Here is a 24550-nt window from a genome sequence, read left to right as displayed (position 1 = left end):
AGTGAGAGGGAACCCGGCCGGCTCTGCTTCGATGACCGTATGGATCTCAGTGTCGTCATTGGAAACTGGTCCGACCGCCCGGCGGAGGAGGCCCTGCACACGGCGGCGATCGCCGACCGGCTGCGCTTCGGGGAGCTGTGGATCGGTGAGACCGACACCTGGGACGCGTTCGCCCTGGCGTCGGCGATCGGCCTGGCAACCGACCAGATCGCGATGACCGTCGGCCCGCTCCCCGTGGCCGTCCGCGACCCCGCGATGATCGCGATGGGGGCCGCCTCGGTCGCCGCCCTCACGCGCAGACGGATCGGGGTCGCGCTCGGCACGTCGAGCCCCCGCGTGGTCGAGGAGTGGCACGGCCGGTCGTGGGAGCGTTCCGCCGCCGTCCTGGAGGAGAGCGCGCGGGCCGTCCGCGGGCTGCTGGCCGGGAAGCGGGTCGACCTGGACGGCGTGGCCGTGCGGACGCACGGCTTCCGGCTCAGGCTGGCACCCTCCGACGGCCCGCTCAGCGTGGCGGCCTTCGGTGACCGGGCGGTGCGGGCGGCGGCGGAGCACGCGGACCGGATGTTGATCGACATGGTCTCTCCGCGGGTCGCCGCCGAGCTGCGGGCGAAGCTGGACGCGGCGGCCGGCGAGACGGGGCGTCCGGCGCCCCGGCTGGTGGCCTGGCTGCCCGCGGCCGTCGATCCGACGCCCGAGTCGTACGCGCAGCTGATGTGGAGCATCGTCCCGTACCTGGGGCTGCCCGGCTACGCCGAGGCGTTCACCAGTGTCGGGCTGGGCGACGCGGTCGCCCTGGCCCGGGGCGGAGCCGAGCCGAGGGAACTGCTCACCGCCCTGCCGTTCGACGTCGCGGGCCTGGTCGGGCTGGTCGGCACCGCCGACGAGGTGCGGTCGCGGCTGCGGGAGTACGCCGACGCCGGGGTCGACGAGGTCGCCGTGGCCCCCGCCACCGGTGGCGACCCCGGGGGAGAGCGCACGCTGACCGCGATCCGAGGGCTCATCCCGTAACCCGGGCGCGGATCGCCGAACCATCGGCCGGTGCGGCCGCGTACCCCTGGATGAGCGGTCGCACCGCCGTCGGGTCAGCGCGTGGCGGGGTGCGGACCGACGTCGCCCATTGTCGTCGGCCGCATCCCGTGGGATATTCCGAAAAAGGCGTTGCCTGCGGTGCGACGGTTGATTCATGCTATTCACGATTTCGGGGAAGAAAGGGGGGAGACGGTGTACGACATCATCGAGTCGGCGGGCGAGGCGCCGAGCGACGCGCCGGCCGCGCAGACCCTGCCGGAGTGGCGCTCACGTGTGTCCACCGAGGTTCTGGCCTGCGGCGATCCGGCGGAGCACGGTCCGGACGGACACCGGGGGCACGATCGAATAGCCGACGGAGACCAGCGCCGGGGCGATTGACGCCCTGGTTCCATGTCGGCCGCCTCCGGACCCCCGGGAGCGGCCTTTTCATTCGATAGGGGATTTCGGTGTACGTACTCGTTCTCAACGCGTCGTACGAGCCGCTCCAGAAGGTCGACGTGCGGCACGCCGTACGCATGCTCGTGCGTGGCGTCGCGGTGGTCGAGGAGGCGGTGGAGGGAAGGCGGATCGGGCACTTCCCGTTACCGCGGGTGCTGCGGCTCGTCCGCTACGTCACCATGCGGTGGCGCCACGGCCACCTGCCGGCGTGGGGCAAACGGGGGCTCCGGCGCCGCGACGGCGGGCTGTGCGCCTACTGCGGTGGGCGGGGGAACACCGTCGACCACATCCTCCCGCAGTCGCGCGGCGGCGGGTCGACGTGGGAGAACACCGTCCTGGCGTGCGGCCCCTGCAACAACCGCAAGCGGGACCGCACGCCGGAAGAGGCCGGGATGCGGCTGCTGACCGAGCCGCGTGTCCCGCAGTGGAGCGAACTCCTGCCGTGACGTCAGACGCGTTCGAGGACCACGACGGGGATGTCCCGTGAGGTCTTCGTCTGGTAGTCGTCGTAGGCGGGCCAGGTGGCGGCCATCTTCCGCCACAGGGCCGGCTTCTCCTCCGGGGTGGCCGTGCGGGCGCGGGCGGTGAACCTGTCACCGAGCACCTGCACGTCCACCTCCGGGTCGGCCTGGAGGTTGAGGTACCACAGGGGCGGCTCGTCGGAGCCGCCCTTCGACGCGACGACGAGGTAGTCGTCGCCGTTCTTCTGGTAGATCAGCGGGGTGGTGCGCGACCGGCCGGTCCGGCGGCCGGTCGTCGTCAGCAGCAGGGTTATGGTGCCCTGCCAGTCATGGCCCTCCGCCCCGTCGGTCTCGACGTAGCGCCGCACGTGTTCCTCTCCGAACAGCATCCGGATCACCCTTCCTGTGATGTGCCTTCTCGGAGCAGAACGGCTCACCCGCGCGGATATTCCGGCGCTCGCGCGGACGCGCGAGGGGTGCGCCGCCGCCGCGCCGCCGGGAGGGACGGCGATCTCCGTGCCTCGCCGGCCCTCGTCACTCGAACAGGTCGGGCTGCTCACGAGCGATCTGGTCGTACATCGGCTGGTAGTTGATCCACGCCACCAGGTCGTTGCCGAGCTGGTCGTGGGTGAGCTTGGCGTTCTCCTCGGAGATGTGCACGACCCGGCCGGCGGCCTTGGCGAGCAGCTGTACCTGGCAGGAGCGCTCCATCGTGATGAACCACCAGGCGGCGGCGTCCACCGAGTCCCCGACCGTGAGCAGGCCGTGGTTGCGCAGGATCACGGCCTTGCGGTCGCCGAGGGTCGTGGCGATGCGCCGGCCCTCCTCCAGGTCCGTGACGACGCCGGTGTAGTCGTCGAACAGCGCGTGGTCCCCGTAGAACGCGCACACGTCCTGCGTGATCGGCTCCAGCAGCTCGCCCAGGGCCGACACCGCCCGGCCGTGCACGGAGTGGCTGTGCGCGGCGGCCACGACGTCGGGCCGTGCCTGGTGGATCTGGGAGTGGATGGCGAACGCCGCCTCGTTGACGGGGTAGCGGCCCTGGACGACCTTGCCCTCGTGGTTCACCAGGATGAGATCGCTCACGCGGACGTGCTTGAACGACATCCCGAACGGGTTGACCCAGAAGTGGTCGGTCAGCTCGGGGTCGCGCGCGGTGATGTGCCCGGCGACGCCCTCCTCGAATCCGAGCCTGCCGAACAGGCGCAGCGCCGCCGCGAGCCGCTCCTTGCGATGCCGCCGCTCCTCCTCGACCGTCTCGAACGTCGGGGGCAGGTTGAAGATGAGATCCTGCGGGGGCAGCTTGTCGAGGAACTCGTCGGACATGGGTTGACTCCTTCGGCGTTGTCTCCTAATACCAAACCTGATCGGAAGACGCTTCGCCTAGCCGTGCCGGCACCAAGGATGCCGACGGTGATTATCCGAAGGGGCCAATGGACCGTTTCAGCGAGCTGTTGAGAGACGACGACGGCGCGATCGCGGACGCCGCCGTGCGGGCCGCGCGCGTTCACTCGCCCCCGGTCGCGGCGCTTCCGGAGGACGAGGTGCGCCGGCACGTGCGGGCGGTGGTCCAGGCCGCGATCGGCGCCATCACCGCCGGAGGCGAGATGAGCGAGACCGACCTGCGGGCCGCCGGGCGGCTCGGCGCCGACCGCGCCCGTCAGGGGGTCCCGGTGGCGGCACTCCTGGACGGGTTCCAGGCCGCGCGGGCGCTCATCGTGCGCACGGTCGTCGAACGCGGCCGGGCGGCCGGCCTGCCCGCCGACGACCTCCTCGAGGGCATGATCCGGATCGACGCCGTCGCCACGGCGCTGGAGCACCGAATGGTGCACGCGCACCGGATCGCCGAGATGGAGATGGCGCGCACGACGCGCGACGCGCACGCCCAGGTGCTCCGGCGGGTCCTGCACGGCGAGAGCGGTGATCCCGCCCCGTTGGACGACGCGCGCCCGTACCACTGCCTGGTCGGCGACGTCAGCGACCCGCGAACGGCCGCGTCGCTGGAGCGGCGGCTGACCGGCGGGCTCTGCGGGCTGGTCGACGGCCGCCTCGCCGCACTCGTGCCGCGGCTGCCGGACCTGCCGGAGGGCACGCCGCCGCTCGTGGCGTCCCCGGCGGTGCCCCTCGCCGCCATGCCGGCGATGTACGACCTGTGCCGGGCGGGGCTGCACGCGGTCGCGGGGGAGCAGGGCCTGCACCGGCTGCCCGACCTGGCCCTCGCGGTGGCGACCACGGGCGCGCCGGACTTGGGGCGGCTGCTGGCGGAGACGCTTCTCGAACGGCTCGACCCGGCCGAAGTCTTCCATCGGCAGCTCGCCGAGACCGCCCTCGCCTACCTCGACAACGCCGGGCGGATCGAGCCGACGGCCGGCGTCCTGCACGTCCACCCGAACACCGTGAAGTACCGCGTGCGGCGTTTCGATGAGATCACCGGCCGGTGCCTCGCCGCGCCGGCGGGAACGGCGGTCACCCACTCCGCGCACTGGTGGTGGGCGCTGCGGACCTGGCTCGCGACCCGTCCCTGACGACCGCCGCGCAGGGCGGCTCTCGGACGGTCGCCGCCGGGGGAGACCTCTAACGGTCGCCGTCGAGGGCCACCGCCGCGCTGATGGCGAGGAGGGCCGAGCCGGCGAGTCCGTCGAGGGCACGGCGGGCGGTGCCGCCGCGCAGGACGCGGGAGATCGGGCCGATCGCGAGGGAGAAGGTGCGCCACCACACGACCGCCACGGCAAGGAAGATCACGGCGAGGGTGGCGGTGGTGCGCAGGCGGGGTTCGTCGTGCGCCACGAACTGCGGCAGCAGGGTCAGGAACAGCAACGCGATCTTGGGGTTGAGCAGGTTGGTGATCAGCCCCTGCCGGAACACCGCCGCGTCGGTGCCGGGCTCGGTCCGCACGCCCTCCGGCATGCCCACCCCCGCGGCCGGAAGGGCCTGTGCCGGAACGGCGGTCGGCAGCGGAGCGGTGCCGGCCTCGACGTCCGCGGCCGGGTCGACGGACATGATGGCCGAGATCAGCATGCGGATGCCCAGGTAGGCGAGGTAGGCCGCGCCGGCCAGTTTCACCACCGTGTACGCGGTCGCGGAGGCCGAGAGGATCGCGGACAGTCCCAGCACCGCGGCCGTCGCGTGGATCGAGATGCCCAGGCAGCAGCCGAGCCCGGTCAACCACGCCGCGCGGCTGCCGGCGCTCAGGCCGTTGCGCACGACGAGGAGCATGTCCGGGCCGGGCGTTACGGTGAGGAGCGCGACGACGCCGAGAAAGGGGAACAACAGTTCGGGCACGGCCTCATCGTAGGCGGTCGGATCAGGCGTGGTTCGGCACTTTCCGCTTCTTCGCGGCGAACGTGACGAATCTGGCACCACGGTGCCGGCGTGCGCCGCCCGGCTCTCCGTCTCGCGGTGGAGGGGGCTCAGCGCCTGGCGCGGTGCACGACCTGGATCTCGGTGAAGCCGGTGAGTCCCCACGTGCCGTTCTCGACGCCGATGCACTGCAGCCAGACGGCGGCTCCGGGCACCGGTACCTCCTGGGAGCGCCGAACCGAACAGCGTTCAGTTTGGCCCCAGGAGGTCCGTCTTGGCCAGAACCTACCGGCGTCCGGTGACGACGACGCGGAACGACGTCGTCGGTCCCGGAATGCTCAGCGAACCCGCCGTCGCCCGCGACCATGCGGCCAGCCGCACGGGTCCGGGCTGTCCTCCCACGACCATCGGCACGAGGACGGCCGCGCTCCGCCCCGGCTCCAGCCCACCGAGGTCGCAGCCGAGGTAGTCGCCGCGGCGCGCGCAGCCCTGTCCCTCCCGGACGGTCCACCCGGCGGGTATCGACGCCACCAGCTGGACGTGGTCCAGCGGCCGGTTACCGGTGTTGGTGAGAGTCCAGCGCACCGTCTCGAGCTCGCCCGGCGACACCTCCCAGTGGGCCGCCTGGCCGGTCATGTGCAGGCCGAACGACGGCCGGACCGGCTGCGGCTGAGGCTGAGGCGGCGGGTCCACGGGCCGGACGTGGACGGCGTTCTGGACGCCCGGCCGGCCCGGCTGCGATTCGGCCTGCCGAACATGGATGACGCGGGTGTTGGGCCGGTCCGGCTGCGGGTCGGCCGGGCGCGCGTGGACGGCGTTCTGGCCGAGCGTCTGGCCGACGGGCTGGCCGGCGGGCCGGTCCGGCTGAGCCTGCGCGTGGACCGCGGTCTGGATGCCGGGCCGGTCCGGCTGAGGCTGCGGGTCGGCGGGCCGGGCGTGCGCGGCCTTCTGGGCGCCCCGGTCCGGTTGCGGGTGTGCCGGCCGGGCGTGTGACGCGGCCTGGGCCTGCGGCGCGAGGCCGAGCAGGCCCGTGCCGATGAGTGCGGTGATCGTGAATGAGCGCATGACGTCCCCCTGATGGTGATCGGCGTCAGACGCTAGCCGTACGGTTCGCGGGCGACGCCGTGAGCGCGCGCGGCTTGGTCCAGTCATGGCGCGGTCACGGCGATCGGTTGACGTCAGCAGCGCGGGTCGATCGCGTTGAACGTCGCGTAATGGTCGGCCGTGTAGTAGTCCGTTCCGTTCTGCGCGGCGATGATTCGCCGTGCGCCACGGGTCGGAGCGCCGGGAGTCACGACCGTGTACTCGTGGTAATAGCCGGTGGGCCGGGCGGGCAGGACGTGCTCCCGGTTCCGGAACACCTGACCGTCCTGCCGGTATGGGAAGGGGCCGCCCTGCGCGATCAACTGGAGCGTGTCAGCGGCCTGCGGGGGCAGCGTCGAACGGCAGACCGTGCCCGTCGGCGACGGGGCGCCCGACACGGACGACGGCCTCGCCTCGGTCGTCGTCGAACACGCGGAGGGGGCGAGCCCGAGGCCCACCAAGCACAGAAGGGCGGCGAGTGAACGGAGGCGCGTTCTCCTTCGCGGGGTGCTCATGGAGGTTCACCGTAGACGCCCAGAGCGGCGACACGGCGCACCGAATGGCCACGAGAGGTCAGGGAAGCGCCAACCAGCGCGTCAAGGATGTTCCTCGGCGCTTCCGGTCGTCAGAATCCGCACATGCGATCACGACTCCTCGTCACCGCGGTCGTCGCCACCGCCGTGGCCGCCATCGCCGGCCCGGCCGGCGCCGACGGCAGCCCGCCGCCAACCACCGACGCCACCCCGCGACCCGCCGGCGTCTCGGCGCCCACGGGCCGTCCGCGGCTGGCCGACCCGCACCCGTGCAAGAACCAGCCCGGATTCACGTGCTCCACCCTGCGGGTCCCGCTCGACCACCGCGGGAGGGTGCCCGGAACGCTCGATCTCCAGGTCGCCACCGCGGACAACGCCGGCGCGCCGAAGGGCGTCCTGCTGTTCCTCACCGGCGGACCCGGTCAGCCCGGCGTGCCGTTCATCACCCGCATCGCCACCCAGCGCCTGCCCGAGCTCGCCAAGGACTACCGGTTCGTCATGCTGGACCAGCGCGGCACCGGTGAGTTCGGCGCGATCGACTGCCCGCAGCTGCAGGCCCAGGTCGGCAGCTCCGACATCGCCGCGCCCACCCCCGCCGCCGTCAAGGAGTGCTCCGACGTCCTCGGCGCTCGGCGCGGCCTCTACAGCACCGAGCAGACCGTCGCCGACTACGAGGCGCTCCGGCGGGCGCTCGGCGTCGACACGATGGTCGTCGACGGCGTCTCGTACGGCTCCTTCACCGCCGCCCGCTACGCCGTGGCCCACCCGGCGCACGTCCGCAAGGTCGTCCTCGACTCGGTGCTGCCGCACGTCGACCCGCAGGCCGACGACGGCCTGTACTTCGTCGGCCTGCACGCCCAGGCGCGCGTGCTGCGCGACGCGTGCGCGACCGCGCCCGCCTGCGCGTCCGACCCGGCCGAGGACCTGGCCTGGGTGGTCCGCCACCGCACGGCTGCGGACGGCGTCAAGATCTTCGACGCCATCGTGTCGTACGAGTTCGTGGATCCCACCTACCGGGACCCGAACCCGCCGGGCCTGCCCGCGGGGCACGGTGACCTCATCGGCGCGCTGCGGGCCGCCCGGCAGGGTGACCCGGCCAGGCTGAACACGATCATCGCGGACATGGCACCCGGCGGGGATCCCGTGACCTCCTACAGCTCCGGCCTGCACATCGACACCTTCTGCTCCGACAGCGTCTTCCCGTGGGGCCGGTCCGACGCGCCCCTGCAGACCCGGCAGGCCAGGCTCGACCAGGCACTGCGGCGCACCGACCCGCGCCGCGTGTGGCCGTACACCCGGGCGACGTCGGCGGGCAGCGGATTCACCCAGGAGTGCCTGCGCTGGCACTCGCGCCCGGCCGAGGAGCCGCCGGCCCGGCTGCCCGACGTCCCGGTGCTGCTGCTGAACGGTGACCACGACCTGTCCACGCCGCTCGAGTGGGCGTACGAGGAGGCGACGCACGCGCCGAACGGCAGGGTCGTCGTCGTCAAGGGCGCCTCACACTCGATCCAGAACCGGGAGCGCGGCCACGCGGGACGGGACGCGGTGATCGCGTTCCTCGGCCGCTGACGGCACGCGGCGGTCGCCAGGGGCCGGATCGTTCGTCCGACCGGCCCCTTCGGCGTCCGAACGACGAGGTGATGCCGCCTGATGTGACGAATCAACGGCATTCCTCGGCGTCAGGCCATGGATGTGTCTCCGGAAGGTTGATCAGGGGGCGGATCCCCGGGTGAACATCGCTCGAAATGAGGATGAATCAGAAGGCCGGGCTGCGAAGCGGGCCTTAGCCTCGGCCTGCTCGCGTCAACGGGTTCTTCGGGGGACTTCATGGGACTTATGGGCTGGCCGCTTCTCATCGCGGTCGTCCTGTTCGCCGTCGCGGGGCCGGTGGCCTGCCTCTACCTGTGGAACCGCGTCAAGGGACGGCTCGCCGTCGCGGTCCGGCTCTTCATGGTCGTGATGTGTCAGGTGTTCGCGCTGACGGTCGGCGGCGTCGCCGTGAACCACTACTTCGAGTTCTACGCCTCCTGGAGCGACCTGTTCGGCGGGGGGAAGGGCGAGGACACGCCGATCGAGCAGGTCGGCCCGGGTGCGGTCGGCGACGGTCACGTGCGCTTCCATCACACTCCCAAGCTCGACCCGGACGTGTACACCGCGACGCTGACCGGCGAACGCTCCGGGATACGCTCCCGGATCCTGGTCTGGGTGCCACCGGGGTACAACGCGCCCGCGAACGCCCACCAGACCTATCCCGTCGTCGAACTCCTGCCCGGCTACCCCGGCACCCCTTCGACCTGGTTCCACGCCGTGCACGGCGCCGGTGCCCTCAAGGAGGCGATGGCGTCGGGCCACTCTCATCCGTTCATCCTCGTCGCTCCCGTGACGACGGTCGTCCACGGCCGCGACACCGAGTGCGTCGACTTCCCCAAGGGGCCGCGCGTCGAGACCTGGCTCACCGACGACGTGCGCCAGGCGGTCACCAAGGCGTTCCGCGCCCAGCCGGACCGGGGCGCCTGGGGTCTCATGGGATTCTCCACCGGCGGCTACTGCGCGGCGAAGATGGCGATCCGCCGGCCCGACCTGTTCAGCGCGGCCGTCACCATGCAGGGGGACGCCGTCCCCCAGACCCCGGAGGTCCGCCGCGACCGCGCGCTGAACGCCCAGAACTCCGTGCTCGACCTGCTGCGCACCCACCGCCCGCCGGTCGGCCTGCTGCTTGCGGGCACCCGGCAGGACCGCCACTCCGATGACGCGATCAACCAGATCATGCCGCTCATACGGCCACCGACGGCGGCGTTCCTGTTCGTCCTGCCGAGCGGCGGCCACAACGCCTCCGTGTGGAACTCGATGCTCCCCAAGGCGTACGCCTGGCTGAGCGGTCGCCTGTCCGCCCCCCGCCCGTCCTGACGACGGAGAGCGGCGGGCGTCAAGGACGCCCGCCGCGCGGCCTCAGACGCTCGCGGGCTGCGGGTCCTCGCCCCGGATCTCCGCGAGGGCGCGGGTGAAGTCCCGGGAGGACAGCCAGAGCTTGTACATGATCGCGAACTCGAAGACGAGCAGCAGGGCCGCCGCGCCGATGGTGACCGGGGCGATCTGGTTCACCAGCGGCCCGATGATGAACACGGCCATCTGGAACTCGATGCCGCTCACCAGGTGCGTACGGACGCGGTGGTCACGCAGCCAGTCGCGGACGCGGATGTACCACGCGAAGCGGGACCGGAACTCCTCCTGCAGGTCGATGACCTCGGCGGTGCGGGTCCTGATCTCGTCCGGGTCGAGGTCGGGGTCCTCGCGCAGCAGGTCCTCCGCGAAGACGGGCGTGCGGTCGGAGACCGACTCCTCGATCGCCTTGGTCAGCTCGCCGCGCATCTGGCGGCGGACCTTCGCCACCTGGAGGGCGTCGACGTAGCGGAGCATGTCGAGGAAGACGACCGCGACGCCCAGGATGAGGTAGAGCTCCCGGCCGGTCGCGTGGTACTGCCCCCACATCAGGGCGAGCGTGCAGGTGAGGACGCGGATGCGGTCGAAGACGTAGTCGAGCCAGCCGCCGAGCACGGTGCCGGTGCCCTTGAGCCGCGCGATCTTGCCGTCCATGCAGTCCAGCACGAAGCTCAGGTGATAGAGCAGGGCGCCGAGCACCAGCCACTTCCAGTCGGGCATGAGGAAGCAGCCGGCCGAGCCGAGGCCGAGGAAGAGCGCGCCCCAGGTGATCTGGTTCGGCGTGATGGAGGTCCTGTTCGCGGTTCCGACGACGAGCCGGCCGGCCAGGGGGTCCACGAGGAACACCGTCCACCAGGCGTCCCGGGCCTTGAAGGTCTGGGACTTCACCTCTTCCAGCGTGAACTTCATACGGTTGGCCCCTTGGTCACATGAGGAACGGCCCGGAAACCCCGGGCCTGGCTGATCCGATCGGTATTGGATGAGACGCCGCGCCAGATTGCCTGGTTTACCCATTGTTTACGGAGATTTTGGATCTACGGCCGTTTAGCAGGCGTAACGGCCGTCACCGCATCGGCGGCGCCACAGCGCGACCTGCACGAGGTCCCTCTCGACGGGCCGGGTAACGTGCGGAGCGAGAGGCACCGGGAGGCGATCGGCATGGACGACAGGCTGTACATCGGCGGCACGTGGGAGACGGCGGAGGCGACCTTCGACGTCACGGACCCGTCCACCGGCGAGGTGTTCGCCTCGGTCGCGGACGCCGGCGCGGACGCCGCCGTACGCGCGCTCGACGCCGCGGCGGCCGCCCAGGCGTCCTGGGCCGCGACCGCTCCGCGCGAGCGTTCGGACATCCTGCGCCGGGCGTACGAGCTGATGCACGAGCGCGCCGAGGAACTCGCGCGGCTGACGACCCGGGAGATGGGACGGCCGCTGGCCGAGTCACTCGGCGAGGTCGCCTACGCGGCGGAGTTCCTCCGGTGGTTCTCCGAGGAGGCGGTCCGCGTCGGGGGCGAGTACCGGGTCGCCCCGGGCGGCGACTACCGGATCCTCACCACCCGGCAGCCGATCGGTCCGGCGTACCTCGTCACGCCGTGGAACTTCCCGCTGTCCATGATCACTCGGAAGGTCGGCCCGGCGATCGCCGCGGGCTGCGCGATGATCATCAAGCCGGCCGAGGCGACGCCCTTCTCCGCGCTGGCCCTGGGCCGGCTGCTGGCCGACGCCGGCGTGCCGGAGGGCGTCCTGAGCGTGCTGCCGACGAACCGCGCACCCGAGGTGACCGACGCCCTCATCACGGACGGACGGCTGCGGATGCTCTCGTTCACCGGCTCGACGCCCGTCGGCAGGAAGCTGATGGAACAGGCGGCGGGCAAGGTGATCAAGACGACGATGGAGCTGGGCGGCAACGCCCCCTTCCTCGTCTTCGACGACGCCGACCTCGACGCCGCGCTCACTGGCGCGGTGCTGGCCAAGATGCGCAACACCGGCGAGTCGTGCGTCGCGGCGAACCGGTTCATCGTCCACGAGGCCGTCGCCGAAGAGTTCGCGGCCGGTCTCGCCGAACGACTCAGCGCCCTGCGCCCCGGCCCGGGCCTCGACCCGGAGACGGAGGTCGGCCCGCTGGTCGATGAGCGGGCGCGGGACCGGGTCGCCGGCCTCGTCTCCGACGCGCTCGAACGCGGCGCGACCCTTCGTACGGGCGGGAAGGTGCCGGAGGGGCCGGGGTGGTTCTACCCGCCGACCGTGCTGAGCGACGTGCCGCCGGACGCCCGCGTGATGCGGGAGGAGATCTTCGCCCCGGTCGCGCCGGTCGCGGCCTTCCCCGACGAGGAGTCCATGATCGCGGCGGCCAATGACACGGAGGCCGGCCTGGTCGCCTACGCCTACACCCGCGACCTGAGCCGGGCGCTTCGGGTCGGGGAGGCGCTCGAGGCCGGGATGGTCGGTCTCAACCGCGGGCTCGTGTCCAACCCGGCGGCGCCGTTCGGCGGGGTGAAGGAGTCCGGGATCGGCCGCGAGGGCGGCTTCGAGGGCATCGACGACTACCTCGAGCTGAAGTACCTCGCCGTCGATCTGTGACGGGCACGCGTACGGCCCCCGGGACGGGCGTCCCGGGGGCCGTACGGATGGTCACTGCTTGGGCGCCTTGGAGACGTAGTCGGTGGTGTAGGTCTTGGACAGGTCGATGGTGTCCTTCTTGCCCTTGACGTTCGGAGAGAACTGCGCGAGGACGTTCAGGACGTTCTTGGCCCCGTCGGCGGGCATGACGCCGTCCGCGGTGAACATGCCGATGCTGTCGGTGATCGCCTTCTCGTACAGCTTCGGGTCGCCGCCGGCGTAGTCCGCCGGCATCTTCGCGGCGATCTCCGCCGGCTTGTGCGTCTTGATCCAGCCGAGCGTCTTGACGAACGCGTTGGCGAGCTTCTGCACGGTCGCCGCGTTGTTCTTGACGTAGTCGCAGTTCATGTAGAGGGAGCTGGCCGGGTACAGGCCGCCGAGCGCCGCCTTGGTGCCCGCCTCGTTCCGCATGTCGAGCATGATCTTCGCCTGGCCGGTGCTGGTGAGCTTGGCGACCGTCGGGTCGGTGGTCATGCCCGCGTCGATGCCGCCGTTGGCCAGCGTGGCGATGAACGTCTGGCCCGCCCCCGCCTTGACGGTGGTGTAGCCGGAGGTCGGCACGCCGTTCTTGGTGGCCAGGTACTGCGTGAGGAAGTCGGTGGAGGAACCGGGGCTGGTCACGCCGAGCTTCTTGCCCTTGAAGTTCGCCGGTGAGGCGATCTGGCCGGCCTTCTTGGTGGAGACGACCTCCACCTCGCCCGGCACATCGGCGAACTGGACGACGCTCTGGACGCACTTGCCCTTGGTCTGCAGGTCGATCGTGTGGTCGTAGAAGCCGACGACGCCCTGGACGTCGCCCGAGATCATGACGTTCTCGGCCTGCGCGCCCGCCGGCTCGGTCAGCAGCTGGACGTTCAGGCCCTGCTCCTTGAAGTAGCCGAGCTGCTCGGTGAGCTTCGCGGGCAGGTAGATGACCTTGTCGATGCCGCCGACCATGATCTTGACGGTGCCGCCTTCCTTGCCGCCGCCGCCTCCTCCGGAGGAGCTACGCGAGTCGCGGCAGGCGGCCAGCGACAGGGCGGTCGTGGCGGCGAGTGCCGCCGCGGCGATACGGGTGGTGGTGCGCATGACGAGCTCTCCTTGGTGACGTGGAGCGGGGGCGGATTCGGATCCCGGCTCGGGGGAGGGGCGCGGCGTGGCGCGCCGGTCAGATCTGCGCGTCGCTGCCGGCGGCCGGCGGGCGCCAGCGCAGCAGGCGGCGTTCGAGGAGGGTGAGGAGCCACTCGGCGAGCAGCGCGATCACCGTGATGATGATCATTCCGGCGTAGATGCCGGCCGAGTCGAACGTGCCCTGGGCGTGGTTGATCAGCAGGCCGAGTCCCTTGTCCGCGCCGCTGTACTCACCGACGATCGCGCCGATGATGGCGAACCCGAACGCCGAGTGGAGCGAGGCGAGGATCCAGGAGGTGGCGCTGGGCACGACGATGGTGCGCAGCACGGCCCTACGGCTCGCGCCCAGGATCCGCGCGTTGTTCACCAGGTTGCGGTCCACCTCGCGGGCACCCTGGAAGGCGTTGAAGAACACCGCGAAGAACACCAGGATGAAGGCGGTGGCGACCTTCGAGGACATGCCCAGGCCGAACCAGATGACGAACAGCGACGCCAGGATGATGCGGGGGATGGCGTTGGCGGCCTTGATGAACGGCGCGCACACGTCCGACAGGAACCGGCTGCGGCCCAGGATGATGCCGAGGATCACGCCGCCGACGCTGCCCAGCGCGAAGCCGATCAGGGCCTCTTCGAGGGTGTAGGCGATCTGTGTCCAGATCGACCCCTGCGACGTGCCCGAGGTGAACCAGTCGACGAGGCGGTTCCAGATCGCGCTCGGCTTGGAATAGTAGAACGGGTCGATCCAGTACGTCGCGGCCAGCTCCCACGTGCCGAGCACGGCGACGACCAGCAGGATCCGTACGGCGTTGACGGTGAGGGAGCGGCGGCGGCCCACGGCGCGGGCCTGGGCGACGGCCGTCGCGTGGTCGTCCAGCTCAAGCAGCATTGCCGGTTCCCCTCTCGCGGGTGATCTGAACCTCTTCGCGCAGGGACTCCCACACCTCGCGGTAGATCTCGAGGAACTCCGGGGTGAGCCGGATCTCCTCGGCGTCGCGCGGCCGCTTCAGGGGCACGTCGAAGGACGCCTTCACGGTGGCGGGGCCCGCGGTCATGACCACGACCCGGTCGCCGAGCACGAGGGCCTCTTCCAGGTCGTGCGTGACGAAGACGACGGCGGCGCCGCCGCCCCGCCCGAGGGGGTCGTCGCCGGCCCACAGGCGCAGCAGCTCGTCCTGCATCAGGCCGCGGGTCTGCACGTCCAGCGCGGAGAACGGCTCGTCCATGAGCAGGATCGAGGGCTCGTTGACCAGCGTCTGCGCGAGGGCGACGCGCTTGCGCATGCCACCGGACAGCTGGTGGGGGTAGTAGGACTCGAATCCGCCCAGGCCCACCCGCTGGACCCAGTCGCGGGCCTGCTCACGGGCCTTCTGCCGGCCCACGCCGCGGTAGCGGGGACCGGTCGCGACGTTGTCGAGCACGGTGCGCCACGGCAGCACGGCGTCGGTCTGGAACATGTACCCGACACCGTCGGGGATGCCGTCGACCGGCCGGCCGTGCACCAGGACCTCGCCCACCGAGGGGGGTTCGAGGCCCGAGACGAGGGACAGGGTGGTGGACTTGCCGCACCCGGTGGGACCGACGACGGCGACGAACTCACCGGCGCGTACGGTCAGGTCGAGGTTGCGGACGGCGGTGTGCACTCCACCCGACGACGAGCGGAAACGCTTGGTCGCGTCGCGAAGCTCGATCGCGGGGCCGTCAGGCTCTGCTTGCGTGCGCATGCCGGGAGGTTACGAGTACGTTTCCGGCCCGTTAAGCCTTGCTCGCGATGTAATCGCAAGCCGTGTTTCCTGAGGTTATCGACCTTAGCGGCGTTTACCGCATTCTGCTCACGCGGAACGGAGCCGCCGGAGCGCTTTCGGCTACCGTGCACGCATGTCCCGTGGTATCCGGATCCGCTTCGCGCACCAGGTGCTGATCCTGCAGATCAGTGTGGTGGTGCTCGTGGCCTTGGCCGGGTACGGCCTGGCCTCCTGGATGCAGCGCGACGAACTGCGCAACCAGTACGCCTGGCGGGCGCTCACGCTCGCCCGCTCGGTCGCGGCCGACCCGATGATCGGCGACACGGTCGCGACCGGCGGCGACCCGAAGGGCGTCGTGGAGGACAGGGCCGAGCGGGTGCGCCGCGCCACCGGCGCGCTCTTCGTCGTCGTGACCGACCGGGACGGCATCCGCCTCGCGCACCCGAACCACGCGCTGATCGGCAAACGCGTCAGCACCGACCCCTCGGCCCCGCTATCCGGCCGGGAGGTGAAGGTCATCGAGCGCGGCACCCTCGGCCTGTCCGCACGCGGCAAGGTCCCGCTGTACGACCACCGGGGCGCCCTCGTAGGCGAGGTCAGCGTCGGCTTCGACGCCGGGGACATCGACCGGCGGGTGCACCGCACGATGGCCGTCGCCGCCCTGTTCGCCGCGGCCGCCGTCGCGCTCGGCGTGGCCGGGTCGGTCGCGATCGGGCGCCGGCTCAAACGCCAGACCCTGGGCCTGGAGCCGTACGAGCTGGCCGAGCTGGTCCAGGAACGCGCGGCGGTGCTGCACGGCATCAACGAGGGCGTGCTGGCGGTGGACGCCGGCAACCGGGTCACGGCCTGCAACGCCGAGGCGGCGCGACTGCTCGGCGTCACCCCGGCGCGGGGCGAGCCGGTCGCCGAGCTGCCCGTACGCGGACGCCTGAGGTCGGTCCTGGACGGCGAGGAGGAGGCGCGCAACCTCTTCGTCGTCGCGGGCGAGCGCGTCCTCGTCGTCAACCGGCGGGAGGTCCGCCACGACGGCCGCCTGCTCGGCACGGTGATCACCCTGCGGGACCGTACGGACGTCGAGTCGCTGGCCCGGGAGCTCGACGGGGTGCGCGCCCTGTTCGACGCGCTGCGCGCGCAACGGCATGAGTACGCCAACCGCATGCACACGCTGTCCGGACTCCTCCAGCTCGGACACTACGAGGAGGCGGCCGGCTACATCCGGACCCTCGCTGAGGTCCCGACGACGCGGGAGGCGCCCCCGGACAGCGTCCCCGACCCGTACCTGCGGGCGTTCCTCGCCGCCAAGGCCGCCGTCGCCACGGAGAGGGGCGTCGCGCTGGAGATCGCCGACACGAGCTGGGTGCCCGGCCGGGTCGTCGACCCGCTCGACGTGACCACCGTGCTCGGCAACCTCGTCGAGAACGCCATCGAGGCGGCCCGGCTCGGCACGCACCGTCCGGCGCGGGTGGAGGTCGAGCTGCTCGGTGACGGCACCGATCTCCACGTCACCGTCGCGGACTCGGGGGAGGGCGTCCCGGACGAGCTGAGAGAGGCCGTCTTCCGCGACGGCGTGTCCACCCGCGAGCCCGAGGAGGGCCGGCCGCGTGGGCTCGGCCTGGCCCTCGCCCGGCAGGCGGCCCGGTCGCGCGGCGGCGACGTCACCATCGCCGCCCCCGGCCCCGACGACGCCGGGGCCGTCTTCGTGGCGAGCCTCCCGGAGGTGCTGCAATGATCGATGTGCTGGTCGTCGACGACGACTTCCGGGTGGCGCAGATCCACGCCGGGTTCGTCGAACTCGTCTCCGGCTTCCGCGTGGCGGGGCGGGCCCACACCGCCGCCGACGCGCGGGCCGGCGCGGCAGAGGTCGACCTGGTGCTCCTCGACGTCTACCTGCCCGACGAGTCCGGACTGTCCCTGCTGCCCGAGCTGACCGCCGACGTCATCATGGCCACCGCAGCGACCGATCCCGACTCGGTCCGCACCGCCTTCTCCCACGGCGCGCTGCACTACCTGATCAAACCGTTCACCGCGCAGGAGCTGGGCCGGCGGCTGCAGGCCTACGCCCGCTACCGCGAGCACCTCATGACGGCCGGGGAGCAGCTCACCCAGGCCGACGTGGACCGCGCCGTCCGGGCCCTGCACGCCGCGCCGCGCACCGAGCCCCGGCCCGCCAGGGGACAGTCCTCGGTCACCGGGCGGCTCGTCGCCGAGGCCCTGCGGCGGGCCGGCGAGCCGCGGTCGGCCGCCGAGGTCTCCGACGAGGTCGGCATCTCCCGGGCGACCGCCCAGCGTTACCTGGCCTCACTCGCCCAGGCGGGACGGGTGCACGTCACCCTGAGGTACGGCACCACGGGCCGCCCCGAACACCAGTACCACTGGCGCGCCCACTGACCGCGCGCCTAGCTCGATTCTTCGTACACCACGTCGACCCAGTAGTTGGTGGACTGGAAGGTCCCCGTGGGGAATGTGTTCGTGGCGCCGTAGGAATACACGCCGTTCCCGCCGGAATCAGCGCTCGCCGGCGCGGTCAAAGGACCGTTGGTGTACGCACTGGTGAAATACGACCGCGTCACAGAATAATTACCCGACGACGTGAAATAAGATGCGACATACGTAGTATTCGCCGTCACCGCCACCGGGGTGGAGAAGTTCATCTGTTGCCAGCCGCTTGCTGTTTCATTGATAAAGGTGACGCTCGCCAGCAACGTCCCGCTCGCGCTCCACAAACTTCCCACGTGAGTCCCCGTGTTCGACGAACCCTTGTAGAACCGGATACCACTGATGAAACCGTTCGCAGACGCCGTGAACTTCACCCCGAGGGTGATCGGCTGAGTATCGGGTTGCGACTGGACGGCGGGAACAGCCGTGTTGTCCCACAGGTTGGACGCCGGCGTGAACACCACGTCGACCCAGTAGTTGGTGGACTGGAAGGTCCCCGTGGGGAACGTGTTCGTGGCGCCGTAGGCGTACACGCCGTTCCCACCGGAATCAGCGCTCGCCGGCGCGGTCAAAGGACCGTTGGTGTACGGACTGGTGAAATACGGCCGCGTCACAGAATAATGACCCGACGACGTGAAATAAGACGCGACATACGTAGTATTCGCCGTCACCACCACCGGTGCCGTGAAGTTCACTTGCTGCCAGCCCGACGCCGACTCGCCGGTGAAGGTCGCATTCGCCAGCAGCGTCCCGCTCGCACTCCACAGACTTCCCACGTGAGTTCCGGTGTTCAGTGAACCTTTGTAGAACCGGATACCTGTCACGGTCCCGCTCGTCGATGCCGTGAACTTGACACCCAGTGTGACCGCCAACGCATCGCTGTGAGACGGGACATCCGGAACGTCGGTACTTCTCCACAAACTAGTAGATACGGTTTGGTTGATTGTGGGTGAGGTGCTTGGGGCCCAGTGGATGGGTTGTTCTCCGTCGAAGGTGGTTCCACCGAGGTAGACGGCGGTGATGCGGTGTTGGCCTGCGGAGAGGGTGGAGGTGGTGAAGGTGGCGGGTTGGGTGGTGCTGTGGAAGAAGTCGGTGCCGATGACGGTGTTGCCGTCTTTGAAGGCGACGTTTCCTTGAGGGGTGAGGGTTCCGCTGGTTTGCTGGACGGTCGCGGTGAAGGTGACGGGTTCTCCGCTTCTGGCGGTGTTGTTGTTGGAGGTGACCGTGGTGGTCGTCGGGCGGTCGTCGGGGAGTTGGATGAGGGTGGGGGGCTGGCTGGTGGCGCCGGTGATGGTGATGGCGTTGTTGAGGGTGAACAGGCGGCCGATGGGGTTGGCTCGGCTGTTGACATTGATGGCGTTGGCGGCGATGAGGTTGCCGCGGAAGGTGCTGAAGGTGTCGAGCGTGGCGGAGTCGCTGATCACCCAGTAGAGGTTGTTGGCTTGAGCGCCTCCGGTAAGGGTGATGGTGCTGGACATGGCGGCGGTCAGGGTGGCGGCTTTGAAGACGAAGATGGCGTCGGGGTTGGCTTGGGCGTCCAGGGTGAGGGTTCCGTTGATCTGGAAGTTGCCGGTGGTGGAGTTGTAAACGCCGGGGGTTCTGGTGGTGTTGCCCAGTTCTGCGGGCAAGGTGGCGTCCGGCGTCATTGCTGTGAGGTTGTTGTAGGCGGTCACGACGTCGGCTTTGGCGTTGGCCGCGGTGGAGTCGCCGGCGTGGGTGGTGCCGTTGATGGTGCCGGGCGGGAAGCCGGTGACGGTAGAGCCGGGGCTCACCCCGAGGTCTCCGATGACCCGGGTGAGATTGGTGTTGGTGACGCTTGATCCCGCCAGGACCGCGAACGGCGCCGCATTACCAATACTCACCGACTGAGCCTGAGCACTTCTCGGTGTCATGACGATGGCACCACCCATCGGGAGAACGGCCGTCAGCGCGGCGGACAACCAGGAACGAGCGATGCTTCGTGAGCTACGCCGGCCTCCAGCGTCGTCCACGGTCGCGCACTTCCTCCAGGGGCGTACGCTACTGCGGTTCGCTGCTGGTTCCGGAGTTCCTGGACGCTGCTGAGCATTCACCCCACGCTCCAGCGCGGTCGAGCCGACCGCGTCATCGGATGCGTTGCGACGGAACATCGACATGTGACACAACTCCTCAAAGCCTCGTGCCGGAGCTCGCACAGCCACGATCAGGGCGTGAAATATCGCGCGAATGTCAGCGCTCGACTGTGAGCCGTCACGACATGCGACGATGTGTGCGCTTAGAACGGTAGCAAGTGCGCGTTTTATTTGATCAACAAAGACCCCGATTGATTGGGCTTTTAGCGCGAACCTTACCCCTCCATGTCCATGCGCTTTACTTGCCTGGAGGTTTTAACTCGATATCTTGATCTGAGCGTGCCAGTGACGACCCTGCGCGGCGTGTCGAATCACAGGACGCAAGCGACATAACTTACATATTGACCAGACGGTAATGGATTACACATTTCGGGCGTCGCTGGAGCTATTATGGCATTTACTGGTTTCTGTACACTGCTTGCATTGAAGGCGCGCATCTCGTTGGCAGCGCCTCTGGCGGCCCTTCTTGTCACGACCGTGGCCAGCGGAACACAGAGCAACGTCTTCAAGGCTCAGTCGGTGAGTATTGGTAATGCGGCGCCGTTCGCGGTCCTGGCGGGATCAAGCGTCACCAACACCAATCTCACCCGGGTCATCGGAGACCTCGGGGTGAGCCCCGGCTCTACCGTCACCGGCTTCCCGCCCGGCACCATCAACGGCACCACCCACGCCGGCGACTCCACCGCGGCCAACGCCAAAGCCGACGTCGTGACCGCCTACAACAACCTCACAGCAATGACGCCGGATGCCACCTTGCCCGCAGAACTGGGCAACACCACCAGAACCCCCGGCGTCTACGACTCCACCACCGGCAACTTCCAGATCAACGGAACCCTCACCCTGGACGCCCAAGCCAACCCCGACGCCATCTTCGTCTTCAAAGCCGCCACCCTGACCGCCGCCATGTCCAGCACCATCACCCTTACCGGAGGCGCTCAAGCCAACAACCTCTACTGGGTGATCAGCGACTCCGCCACGCTCGACACCTTCACCACCTTCCGCGGCAACCTCATCGCCGCCAACGCCATCAATGTCAACAGCCGAGCCAATCCCATCGGCCGCTTGTTCACCCTCAACAACGCCATTACCATCACCGGCGTCACCAGCCAGCCCCCCACCCTCATCCAACTTCCCGACGACCGCCCGACGACCACCACGGTCACCTCCAACAACAACACCGCCAGAAGCGGAGAACCCGTCACCTTCACCGCGACCGTCCAGCAAACCAGCGGAACCCTCACCCCTCAAGGAAACGTCGCCTTCAAAGACGGCAACACCGTCATCGGCACCGACTTCTTCCGCAGCACCACCCAACCCGCCACCTTCACCACCTCCACCCTCTCCGCAGGCCAACACCGCATCACCGCCGTCTACCTCGGTGGAACCACCTTCGACGGAGAACAACCCATCCACTGGGCCCCAAGCACCTCACCCACAATCAACCAAACCGTATCTCCTGGGACTGTCTGAAGGATCATCCGCCTGGTCGGCGCGGTCCTGATGGAACAAACCGACGAATGGGCTGAAGTCCGCCGCTACATGGGCATAGAATTCCTCGCCAAAGCCCTTCTCCGCGTGATCAGCGGCGACCCACCGGGCGAGAACACCACCCAACAAGCAATCGCCGATTAACCTGCAACAACGGATCACGCGGAGGCCGACTCATACACCACTCCGCTGGACGTGACCAAGGACTGATGAATTGAGCAGATCGAAGGTGCGAGACGGTGCTAACAGGCGCGGGCAGCGCCTGAGGCTCTGGATCGCTTGCGGGAACAGTCTGGTCGTCCTGCTCTGTCTGCTCCTGGGCGTTTCCAGTCCTTCGCACGCGTCCACCCCTAAGACTGCTGAGCACGTCCCTCAGGTCGGCAGTGGTTCGCAGACACCACCGGCAGCATCGTCGAGAAACGCACCCGTCCCCATGTCCGCCGACATGCGCTCAGCCCTCGCACCACCCCCGAGAAACCGCCGAATTGCCAAGAGCGGGGTCCGCGCTCGTAGGGCCGCGTGCCCGCCGACGTCAGTCATTTGCATCGAGAACAGCCTTCCTGGCAACCCGCCCAGCCAATGGGATATCTCTGGAGCAGGTTCCCCAAATATCCAGGGATATGCCACTCAAATTAGTGTCAACCACGGGGAGACCGTACAATTCAAGGTGCTGACTCCCGCGACCGCCTATCACCTGGACATCTATCGCATGGGCTACTACAGCGGCCAGGGAGCGCGCCTGATCGCTACGGTTCAGCCGTCCGCCGCCCTGCCGCAGACGCAGCCGGCTTGTCTGACCGACAGCACGACTGGCCTGATCGACTGTGGCAACTGGGCGGTATCGGCTTCATGGGCTGTGCCGGCGAGCGCGGTCTCCGGCGTCTACATCGCGAAGCTGGTGCGTGATGATGTGACCGGTGAGGCCAGCCAGATGATCTTCGTCGTCAGGGACGACACACGTCACTCGGATTTTCTGGTTCAGACGTCTGACGCCACGTGGCAGGCGTACAACTCCTACGGCGGCAACAGCCTCTATACAGGTGCTCCGGCGGGCCGGGCGTTCAAGGTGAGCTACAACCGTCCGTTCAACACCCGGGAAAGCTCTGTGTACAGCTGGTTCTTCGATTCCGAATATCCGATGGTCAGATGGCTCGAGGCGAACGCGTTCGACGTGAGTTACACCACCGACGTGGACACCGCCATGCGGGGAGCGGAGATTCTCGAACACAAGGTCTTCATGTCCTCCGGCCATGACGAATACTGGTCCAACGAGATGCGGAACAACGTGGAGAACGCTCGCGGCAACGGCGTGAACCTCACCTTCTTCTCCGGAAACGAGATGTTCTGGAAGACCAGGTGGGAGAACAGCATCGCGGACGGCACCTCGTTCAGGACACTCGTCTGCTACAAGGAGACGCTCGCGAACGGCACGAGGCTCGATCCGACTCCGACGTGGACGGGGACCTGGCGAGATCCGCGTTACTCCCCGCCGGCGGACGGAGGGCGACCGGAGAACGCAGTGACAGGCACGCTGTATATGGTCAACCAGGTCGCCAACGATTCGATAAAGGTCCCCGCTGCGTTCAGCGACATGCGGTTGTGGCGCAACACGTCGATCGCCAATCTTACTCCCGGCCAGACGGCGACCTTTCCCGCAGGAACGCTGGGGTACGAGTGGGACGAGGCTCCCGACGACGCAACCGCACCGCCCGGACTGGTCAGGTTCTCGAGCACGACCGTGACCACGAGCACCCAATTCCTGCTCGACTACGGGGGCCTATACGGCGCTGGGACCGCCACACACAGCCTGGTGCTTTACCGGGCTTCCAGCGGAGCGCTCGTCTTCGGAGCGGGGACCACCCAGTGGGCGTGGGGGCTCGACGCAGTTCACGATCGGGCCGGAAGCCCCACGGACATCAATATGCAGCAGGCGACGGTCAACCTCTTCGCTGACATGGGCACTCAGCCGGCCAGCCTCCAGCCCGGCCTGGTGCCGGCGACCCAGTCGACGGACACGTCTCCACCGACGTCAACGATCACCAATCCGTCGAGCGGTGCCGGTGTGGCCACGGGAAGGGTGGTCACTATTCAGGGAACGGCCAGCGATACCGGGGGCGGCGTCGTCGGGGGTGTGGAAGTCTCGTTCGACGGCACACGATGGTTCCACGCGACCGGCCGAAGTGCCTGGCAGTACCAATGGACGCCCACCAGCGCTGGACCCGTGACGATCAGGGTTCGCGCAGTCGATGATATCGGCAACGTTCAGACGAATCCGACCACAGTGAATGTGACCGTAGGCGGAACATGTTGCACGCTTTGGTCGTCGACGACTGTCCCGGACGTGGAGGCGAGCGACGATACCCAGTCCGTAGAAGTAGGGGTGAAGTTCAAGGCCACCGCCTCTGGCCAAATCGCCGGAATCAGGTTCTACAAGGGCACGGCCAACACGGGGACGCACGTCGGCCATCTATGGAGTTCTACCGGGACGCTACTCGCGGAAGCAACCTTTACCAATGAAACAGCAAGCGGCTGGCAACAGGTGAATTTCTCTGCCCCGGTGGCAGTCAGTGTGAACACCACCTATGTCGCGTCTTATCATACGCCGGGCCATTATGCCTTTTCGCGGCCGTACTTCACAAATCCATATAATAACTACCCTTTGACCGCGCCGGCGAGCGCTGATTCTGGCGGGAACGGCGTGTATTCCTACGGCACCGCGAGCACGTTCCCCACAGGGACCTACCAGTCCTCCAACTACTGGGTCGATGTGGTGTTCACGCCAACGTACACCCTGTGGGACCCCACGGCTGTTCCAGCCGTTCAGTCGCATCCCGATGCTCAGCCGGTTACCCTCGGGGTGAAGTTCACGGCGTCTGTGAACGGTTTCATCACTGGGATCCGGTTCTACAAGGGTTCGCTGAACACGGGGACCCACGTGGGAAGTCTGTGGACTTCGAGCGGGACGTTGCTGGCGAGTGCGACCTTCACCGGTGAGTCGGCGTCGGGCTGGCAGCAGGTGAATTTCTCCACCCCGGTGGCGGTGACGGCGAATACTACGTATGTCGCGTCTTATTTCACGTCGTCGGGTTATTCCGTGACGCGGCCGTATTTCACCAGTGCGTACATCAACGATCCTTTGACCGCGCCGGCGAGCGCTGATTCTGGCGGGAACGGCGTGTAGTCCTACGGCGCCACGAACACGTTCCCCACGGGGAGCTATCAGTCCACCAACTACTGGGTCGACGTGGTGTTCACGCCAA

Annotated in this window: 21 protein-coding genes and 1 pseudogene; 12 read left to right on the top strand and 10 right to left on the bottom strand. The window is 68.9% G+C overall.

From position 1 onward, the window contains the following. Positions 1 to 39 precede the first annotated feature (39 nt). From NE236_RS42220 to NE236_RS44850, 3 genes are all read left to right on the top strand, one after another. Positions 40 to 1008 (top strand): LLM class F420-dependent oxidoreductase, encoded by a 969-nt coding sequence (locus NE236_RS42220; protein WP_252847954.1) that lies wholly within the window; start codon positions 40 to 42, stop codon positions 1006 to 1008. Between the two features lie 213 nt (positions 1009 to 1221). Next, positions 1222 to 1407: a hypothetical protein gene (locus NE236_RS42215; RefSeq protein WP_252847953.1), complete on the top strand. Its 186-nt coding sequence runs from the start codon at positions 1222 to 1224 to the stop codon at positions 1405 to 1407. Positions 1408 to 1475: 68 nt separating this feature from the next. Further along, positions 1476 to 1913 (top strand): HNH endonuclease, encoded by a 438-nt coding sequence (locus tag NE236_RS44850; protein ID WP_252847952.1) that lies wholly within the window; start codon positions 1476 to 1478, stop codon positions 1911 to 1913. 2 nt (positions 1914 to 1915) lie between these two features. On the opposite strand, the gene NE236_RS42205 is transcribed toward NE236_RS44850, so the two are convergent. After that, positions 1916 to 2317, bottom strand: a complete 402-nt coding sequence (locus tag NE236_RS42205) for a nitroreductase family deazaflavin-dependent oxidoreductase (protein WP_252847951.1) — start codon at positions 2315 to 2317, stop codon at positions 1916 to 1918. A 145-nt stretch (positions 2318 to 2462) separates the two neighbouring features. Then, positions 2463 to 3284 (bottom strand): class II aldolase/adducin family protein, encoded by an 822-nt coding sequence (locus tag NE236_RS42200; RefSeq protein WP_308209220.1) that lies wholly within the window; start codon positions 3282 to 3284, stop codon positions 2463 to 2465. Between the two features lie 77 nt (positions 3285 to 3361). Between NE236_RS42200 and NE236_RS42195 the strand changes: the two genes are divergently transcribed. Continuing rightward, the gene (locus NE236_RS42195) at positions 3362 to 4453 is read left to right on the top strand and encodes an RsbRD N-terminal domain-containing protein (RefSeq protein WP_252847949.1); all 1092 of its coding nucleotides are present in this window, start codon (positions 3362 to 3364) and stop codon (positions 4451 to 4453) included. A 49-nt stretch (positions 4454 to 4502) separates the two neighbouring features. Here NE236_RS42195 and NE236_RS42190 read toward each other — a convergent pair whose 3' ends face one another. The 3 genes from NE236_RS42190 to NE236_RS42180 all read right to left on the bottom strand — a co-directional run bounded on the left by NE236_RS42190 (position 4503) and on the right by NE236_RS42180 (position 6826). Then, the gene (locus NE236_RS42190; RefSeq protein WP_252847948.1) at positions 4503 to 5210 is read right to left on the bottom strand and encodes a LysE family translocator; all 708 of its coding nucleotides are present in this window, start codon (positions 5208 to 5210) and stop codon (positions 4503 to 4505) included. A gap of 303 nt (positions 5211 to 5513) precedes the next feature. Then, positions 5514 to 6293 carry an NEW3 domain-containing protein gene (locus tag NE236_RS42185; protein ID WP_252847947.1) on the bottom strand — a complete coding sequence of 260 codons (780 nt, stop codon included), beginning with the start codon at positions 6291 to 6293 and terminating at the stop codon, positions 5514 to 5516. A 113-nt stretch (positions 6294 to 6406) separates the two neighbouring features. Then, positions 6407 to 6826 carry a guanyl-specific ribonuclease gene (locus NE236_RS42180; RefSeq protein WP_252847946.1) on the bottom strand — a complete coding sequence of 140 codons (420 nt, stop codon included), beginning with the start codon at positions 6824 to 6826 and terminating at the stop codon, positions 6407 to 6409. 123 nt (positions 6827 to 6949) lie between these two features. On the opposite strand from NE236_RS42180, the gene NE236_RS42175 reads away from it, so the two are divergent. Together NE236_RS42175 and NE236_RS42170 are read left to right on the top strand one after the other, a co-directional pair. Beyond that, positions 6950 to 8413, top strand: a complete 1464-nt coding sequence (locus NE236_RS42175; RefSeq protein ID WP_252847945.1) for an alpha/beta hydrolase — start codon at positions 6950 to 6952, stop codon at positions 8411 to 8413. 267 nt (positions 8414 to 8680) lie between these two features. Then, positions 8681 to 9751: an alpha/beta hydrolase gene (locus tag NE236_RS42170; protein ID WP_252847944.1), complete on the top strand. Its 1071-nt coding sequence runs from the start codon at positions 8681 to 8683 to the stop codon at positions 9749 to 9751. A gap of 42 nt (positions 9752 to 9793) precedes the next feature. Here the strand turns inward: NE236_RS42170 and NE236_RS42165 are convergent, their stop codons facing one another. Beyond that, positions 9794 to 10693 (bottom strand): CDP-alcohol phosphatidyltransferase family protein, encoded by a 900-nt coding sequence (locus tag NE236_RS42165; RefSeq protein ID WP_252847943.1) that lies wholly within the window; start codon positions 10691 to 10693, stop codon positions 9794 to 9796. 249 nt (positions 10694 to 10942) lie between these two features. On the opposite strand from NE236_RS42165, the gene NE236_RS42160 reads away from it, so the two are divergent. Next, positions 10943 to 12364 carry an NAD-dependent succinate-semialdehyde dehydrogenase gene (locus NE236_RS42160; RefSeq protein ID WP_252847942.1) on the top strand — a complete coding sequence of 474 codons (1422 nt, stop codon included), beginning with the start codon at positions 10943 to 10945 and terminating at the stop codon, positions 12362 to 12364. 51 nt (positions 12365 to 12415) lie between these two features. Here the strand turns inward: NE236_RS42160 and NE236_RS42155 are convergent, their stop codons facing one another. The 3 genes from NE236_RS42155 to NE236_RS42145 all read right to left on the bottom strand — a co-directional run bounded on the left by NE236_RS42155 (position 12416) and on the right by NE236_RS42145 (position 15234). Beyond that, the gene (locus tag NE236_RS42155) at positions 12416 to 13471 is read right to left on the bottom strand and encodes an ABC transporter substrate-binding protein (RefSeq protein WP_252847941.1); all 1056 of its coding nucleotides are present in this window, start codon (positions 13469 to 13471) and stop codon (positions 12416 to 12418) included. Positions 13472 to 13550: 79 nt separating this feature from the next. Next, a complete protein-coding gene (locus NE236_RS42150) occupies positions 13551 to 14399 on the bottom strand; it encodes an ABC transporter permease (protein WP_252847940.1) in 849 nt (282 codons plus the stop codon). Beyond that, entirely contained in the window at positions 14389 to 15234 is an 846-nt protein-coding gene (locus NE236_RS42145) for an ABC transporter ATP-binding protein (protein WP_252847939.1), read from the bottom strand. The genes NE236_RS42150 and NE236_RS42145 overlap by 11 nt, the downstream gene beginning before the upstream one ends. A gap of 154 nt (positions 15235 to 15388) precedes the next feature. Here NE236_RS42145 and NE236_RS42140 point away from each other — a divergent pair, with 154 nt between their 5' ends. Beyond that, the gene (locus tag NE236_RS42140; protein ID WP_252847938.1) at positions 15389 to 16984 is read left to right on the top strand and encodes a sensor histidine kinase; all 1596 of its coding nucleotides are present in this window, start codon (positions 15389 to 15391) and stop codon (positions 16982 to 16984) included. Beyond that, positions 16981 to 17643, top strand: a complete 663-nt coding sequence (locus NE236_RS42135) for a response regulator (RefSeq protein WP_252847937.1) — start codon at positions 16981 to 16983, stop codon at positions 17641 to 17643. Before NE236_RS42140 ends, NE236_RS42135 begins: the two co-directional genes overlap by 4 nt. An 8-nt stretch (positions 17644 to 17651) precedes the next feature. Here NE236_RS42135 and NE236_RS42130 read toward each other — a convergent pair whose 3' ends face one another. Continuing rightward, positions 17652 to 19826, bottom strand: a complete 2175-nt coding sequence (locus NE236_RS42130) for a DUF4082 domain-containing protein (RefSeq protein ID WP_252847936.1) — start codon at positions 19824 to 19826, stop codon at positions 17652 to 17654. A gap of 399 nt (positions 19827 to 20225) precedes the next feature. Between NE236_RS42130 and NE236_RS42125 the strand changes: the two genes are divergently transcribed. From NE236_RS42125 to NE236_RS42115, 3 genes and pseudogenes are all read left to right on the top strand, one after another. Then, positions 20226 to 21272, top strand: coding sequence for an ice-binding family protein (locus tag NE236_RS42125; protein ID WP_252847935.1), 1047 nt, complete (start codon positions 20226 to 20228; stop codon positions 21270 to 21272). A gap of 3 nt (positions 21273 to 21275) precedes the next feature. After that, positions 21276 to 21434 (top strand): annotated as a pseudogene (locus tag NE236_RS42120) (IS256 family transposase); the annotation flags it as partial. A gap of 523 nt (positions 21435 to 21957) precedes the next feature. Further along, on the top strand, positions 21958 to 24471 hold the full coding sequence (locus tag NE236_RS42115) for a N,N-dimethylformamidase beta subunit family domain-containing protein (RefSeq protein WP_252847934.1): 2514 nt from the start codon (positions 21958 to 21960) through the stop codon (positions 24469 to 24471). The last annotated feature ends 79 nt before the right edge of the window (positions 24472 to 24550 follow it).

The sequence above is a fragment of the Actinoallomurus purpureus genome (assembly GCF_024055795.1).
GTDB classification, from domain to species: Bacteria; Actinomycetota; Actinomycetes; order Streptosporangiales; family Streptosporangiaceae; genus Actinoallomurus; species Actinoallomurus purpureus.
The sequence above is the reverse complement of the archived record's forward strand: the minus strand, read 5'-3'. Positions and strand labels throughout refer to the sequence as shown.

What these genes read in the sequence shown, in the direction of transcription:
- NE236_RS42160 (WP_252847942.1), top strand. Translation starts at nt 10,943, where the DNA reads ATGGACGACAGGCTGTACATCGGCGGCACGTGGGAGACGGCGGAGGCG.
- NE236_RS42145 (WP_252847939.1), bottom strand. Translation starts at nt 15,234, where the DNA reads ATGCGCACGCAAGCAGAGCCTGACGGCCCCGCGATCGAGCTTCGCGAC.
- NE236_RS42135 (WP_252847937.1), top strand. Translation starts at nt 16,981, where the DNA reads ATGATCGATGTGCTGGTCGTCGACGACGACTTCCGGGTGGCGCAGATC.
- NE236_RS42185 (WP_252847947.1), bottom strand. Translation starts at nt 6,293, where the DNA reads ATGCGCTCATTCACGATCACCGCACTCATCGGCACGGGCCTGCTCGGC.
- NE236_RS42220 (WP_252847954.1), top strand. Translation starts at nt 40, where the DNA reads ATGGATCTCAGTGTCGTCATTGGAAACTGGTCCGACCGCCCGGCGGAG.
- NE236_RS42180 (WP_252847946.1), bottom strand. Translation starts at nt 6,826, where the DNA reads ATGAGCACCCCGCGAAGGAGAACGCGCCTCCGTTCACTCGCCGCCCTT.
- NE236_RS42150 (WP_252847940.1), bottom strand. Translation starts at nt 14,399, where the DNA reads ATGCTGCTTGAGCTGGACGACCACGCGACGGCCGTCGCCCAGGCCCGC.
- NE236_RS42140 (WP_252847938.1), top strand. Translation starts at nt 15,389, where the DNA reads ATGTCCCGTGGTATCCGGATCCGCTTCGCGCACCAGGTGCTGATCCTG.
- NE236_RS42195 (WP_252847949.1), top strand. Translation starts at nt 3,362, where the DNA reads ATGGACCGTTTCAGCGAGCTGTTGAGAGACGACGACGGCGCGATCGCG.
- NE236_RS42165 (WP_252847943.1), bottom strand. Translation starts at nt 10,693, where the DNA reads ATGAAGTTCACGCTGGAAGAGGTGAAGTCCCAGACCTTCAAGGCCCGG.
- NE236_RS42205 (WP_252847951.1), bottom strand. Translation starts at nt 2,317, where the DNA reads ATGCTGTTCGGAGAGGAACACGTGCGGCGCTACGTCGAGACCGACGGG.
- NE236_RS42170 (WP_252847944.1), top strand. Translation starts at nt 8,681, where the DNA reads ATGGGCTGGCCGCTTCTCATCGCGGTCGTCCTGTTCGCCGTCGCGGGG.
- NE236_RS42155 (WP_252847941.1), bottom strand. Translation starts at nt 13,471, where the DNA reads ATGCGCACCACCACCCGTATCGCCGCGGCGGCACTCGCCGCCACGACC.
- NE236_RS42130 (WP_252847936.1), bottom strand. Translation starts at nt 19,826, where the DNA reads ATGTCGATGTTCCGTCGCAACGCATCCGATGACGCGGTCGGCTCGACC.
- NE236_RS42175 (WP_252847945.1), top strand. Translation starts at nt 6,950, where the DNA reads ATGCGATCACGACTCCTCGTCACCGCGGTCGTCGCCACCGCCGTGGCC.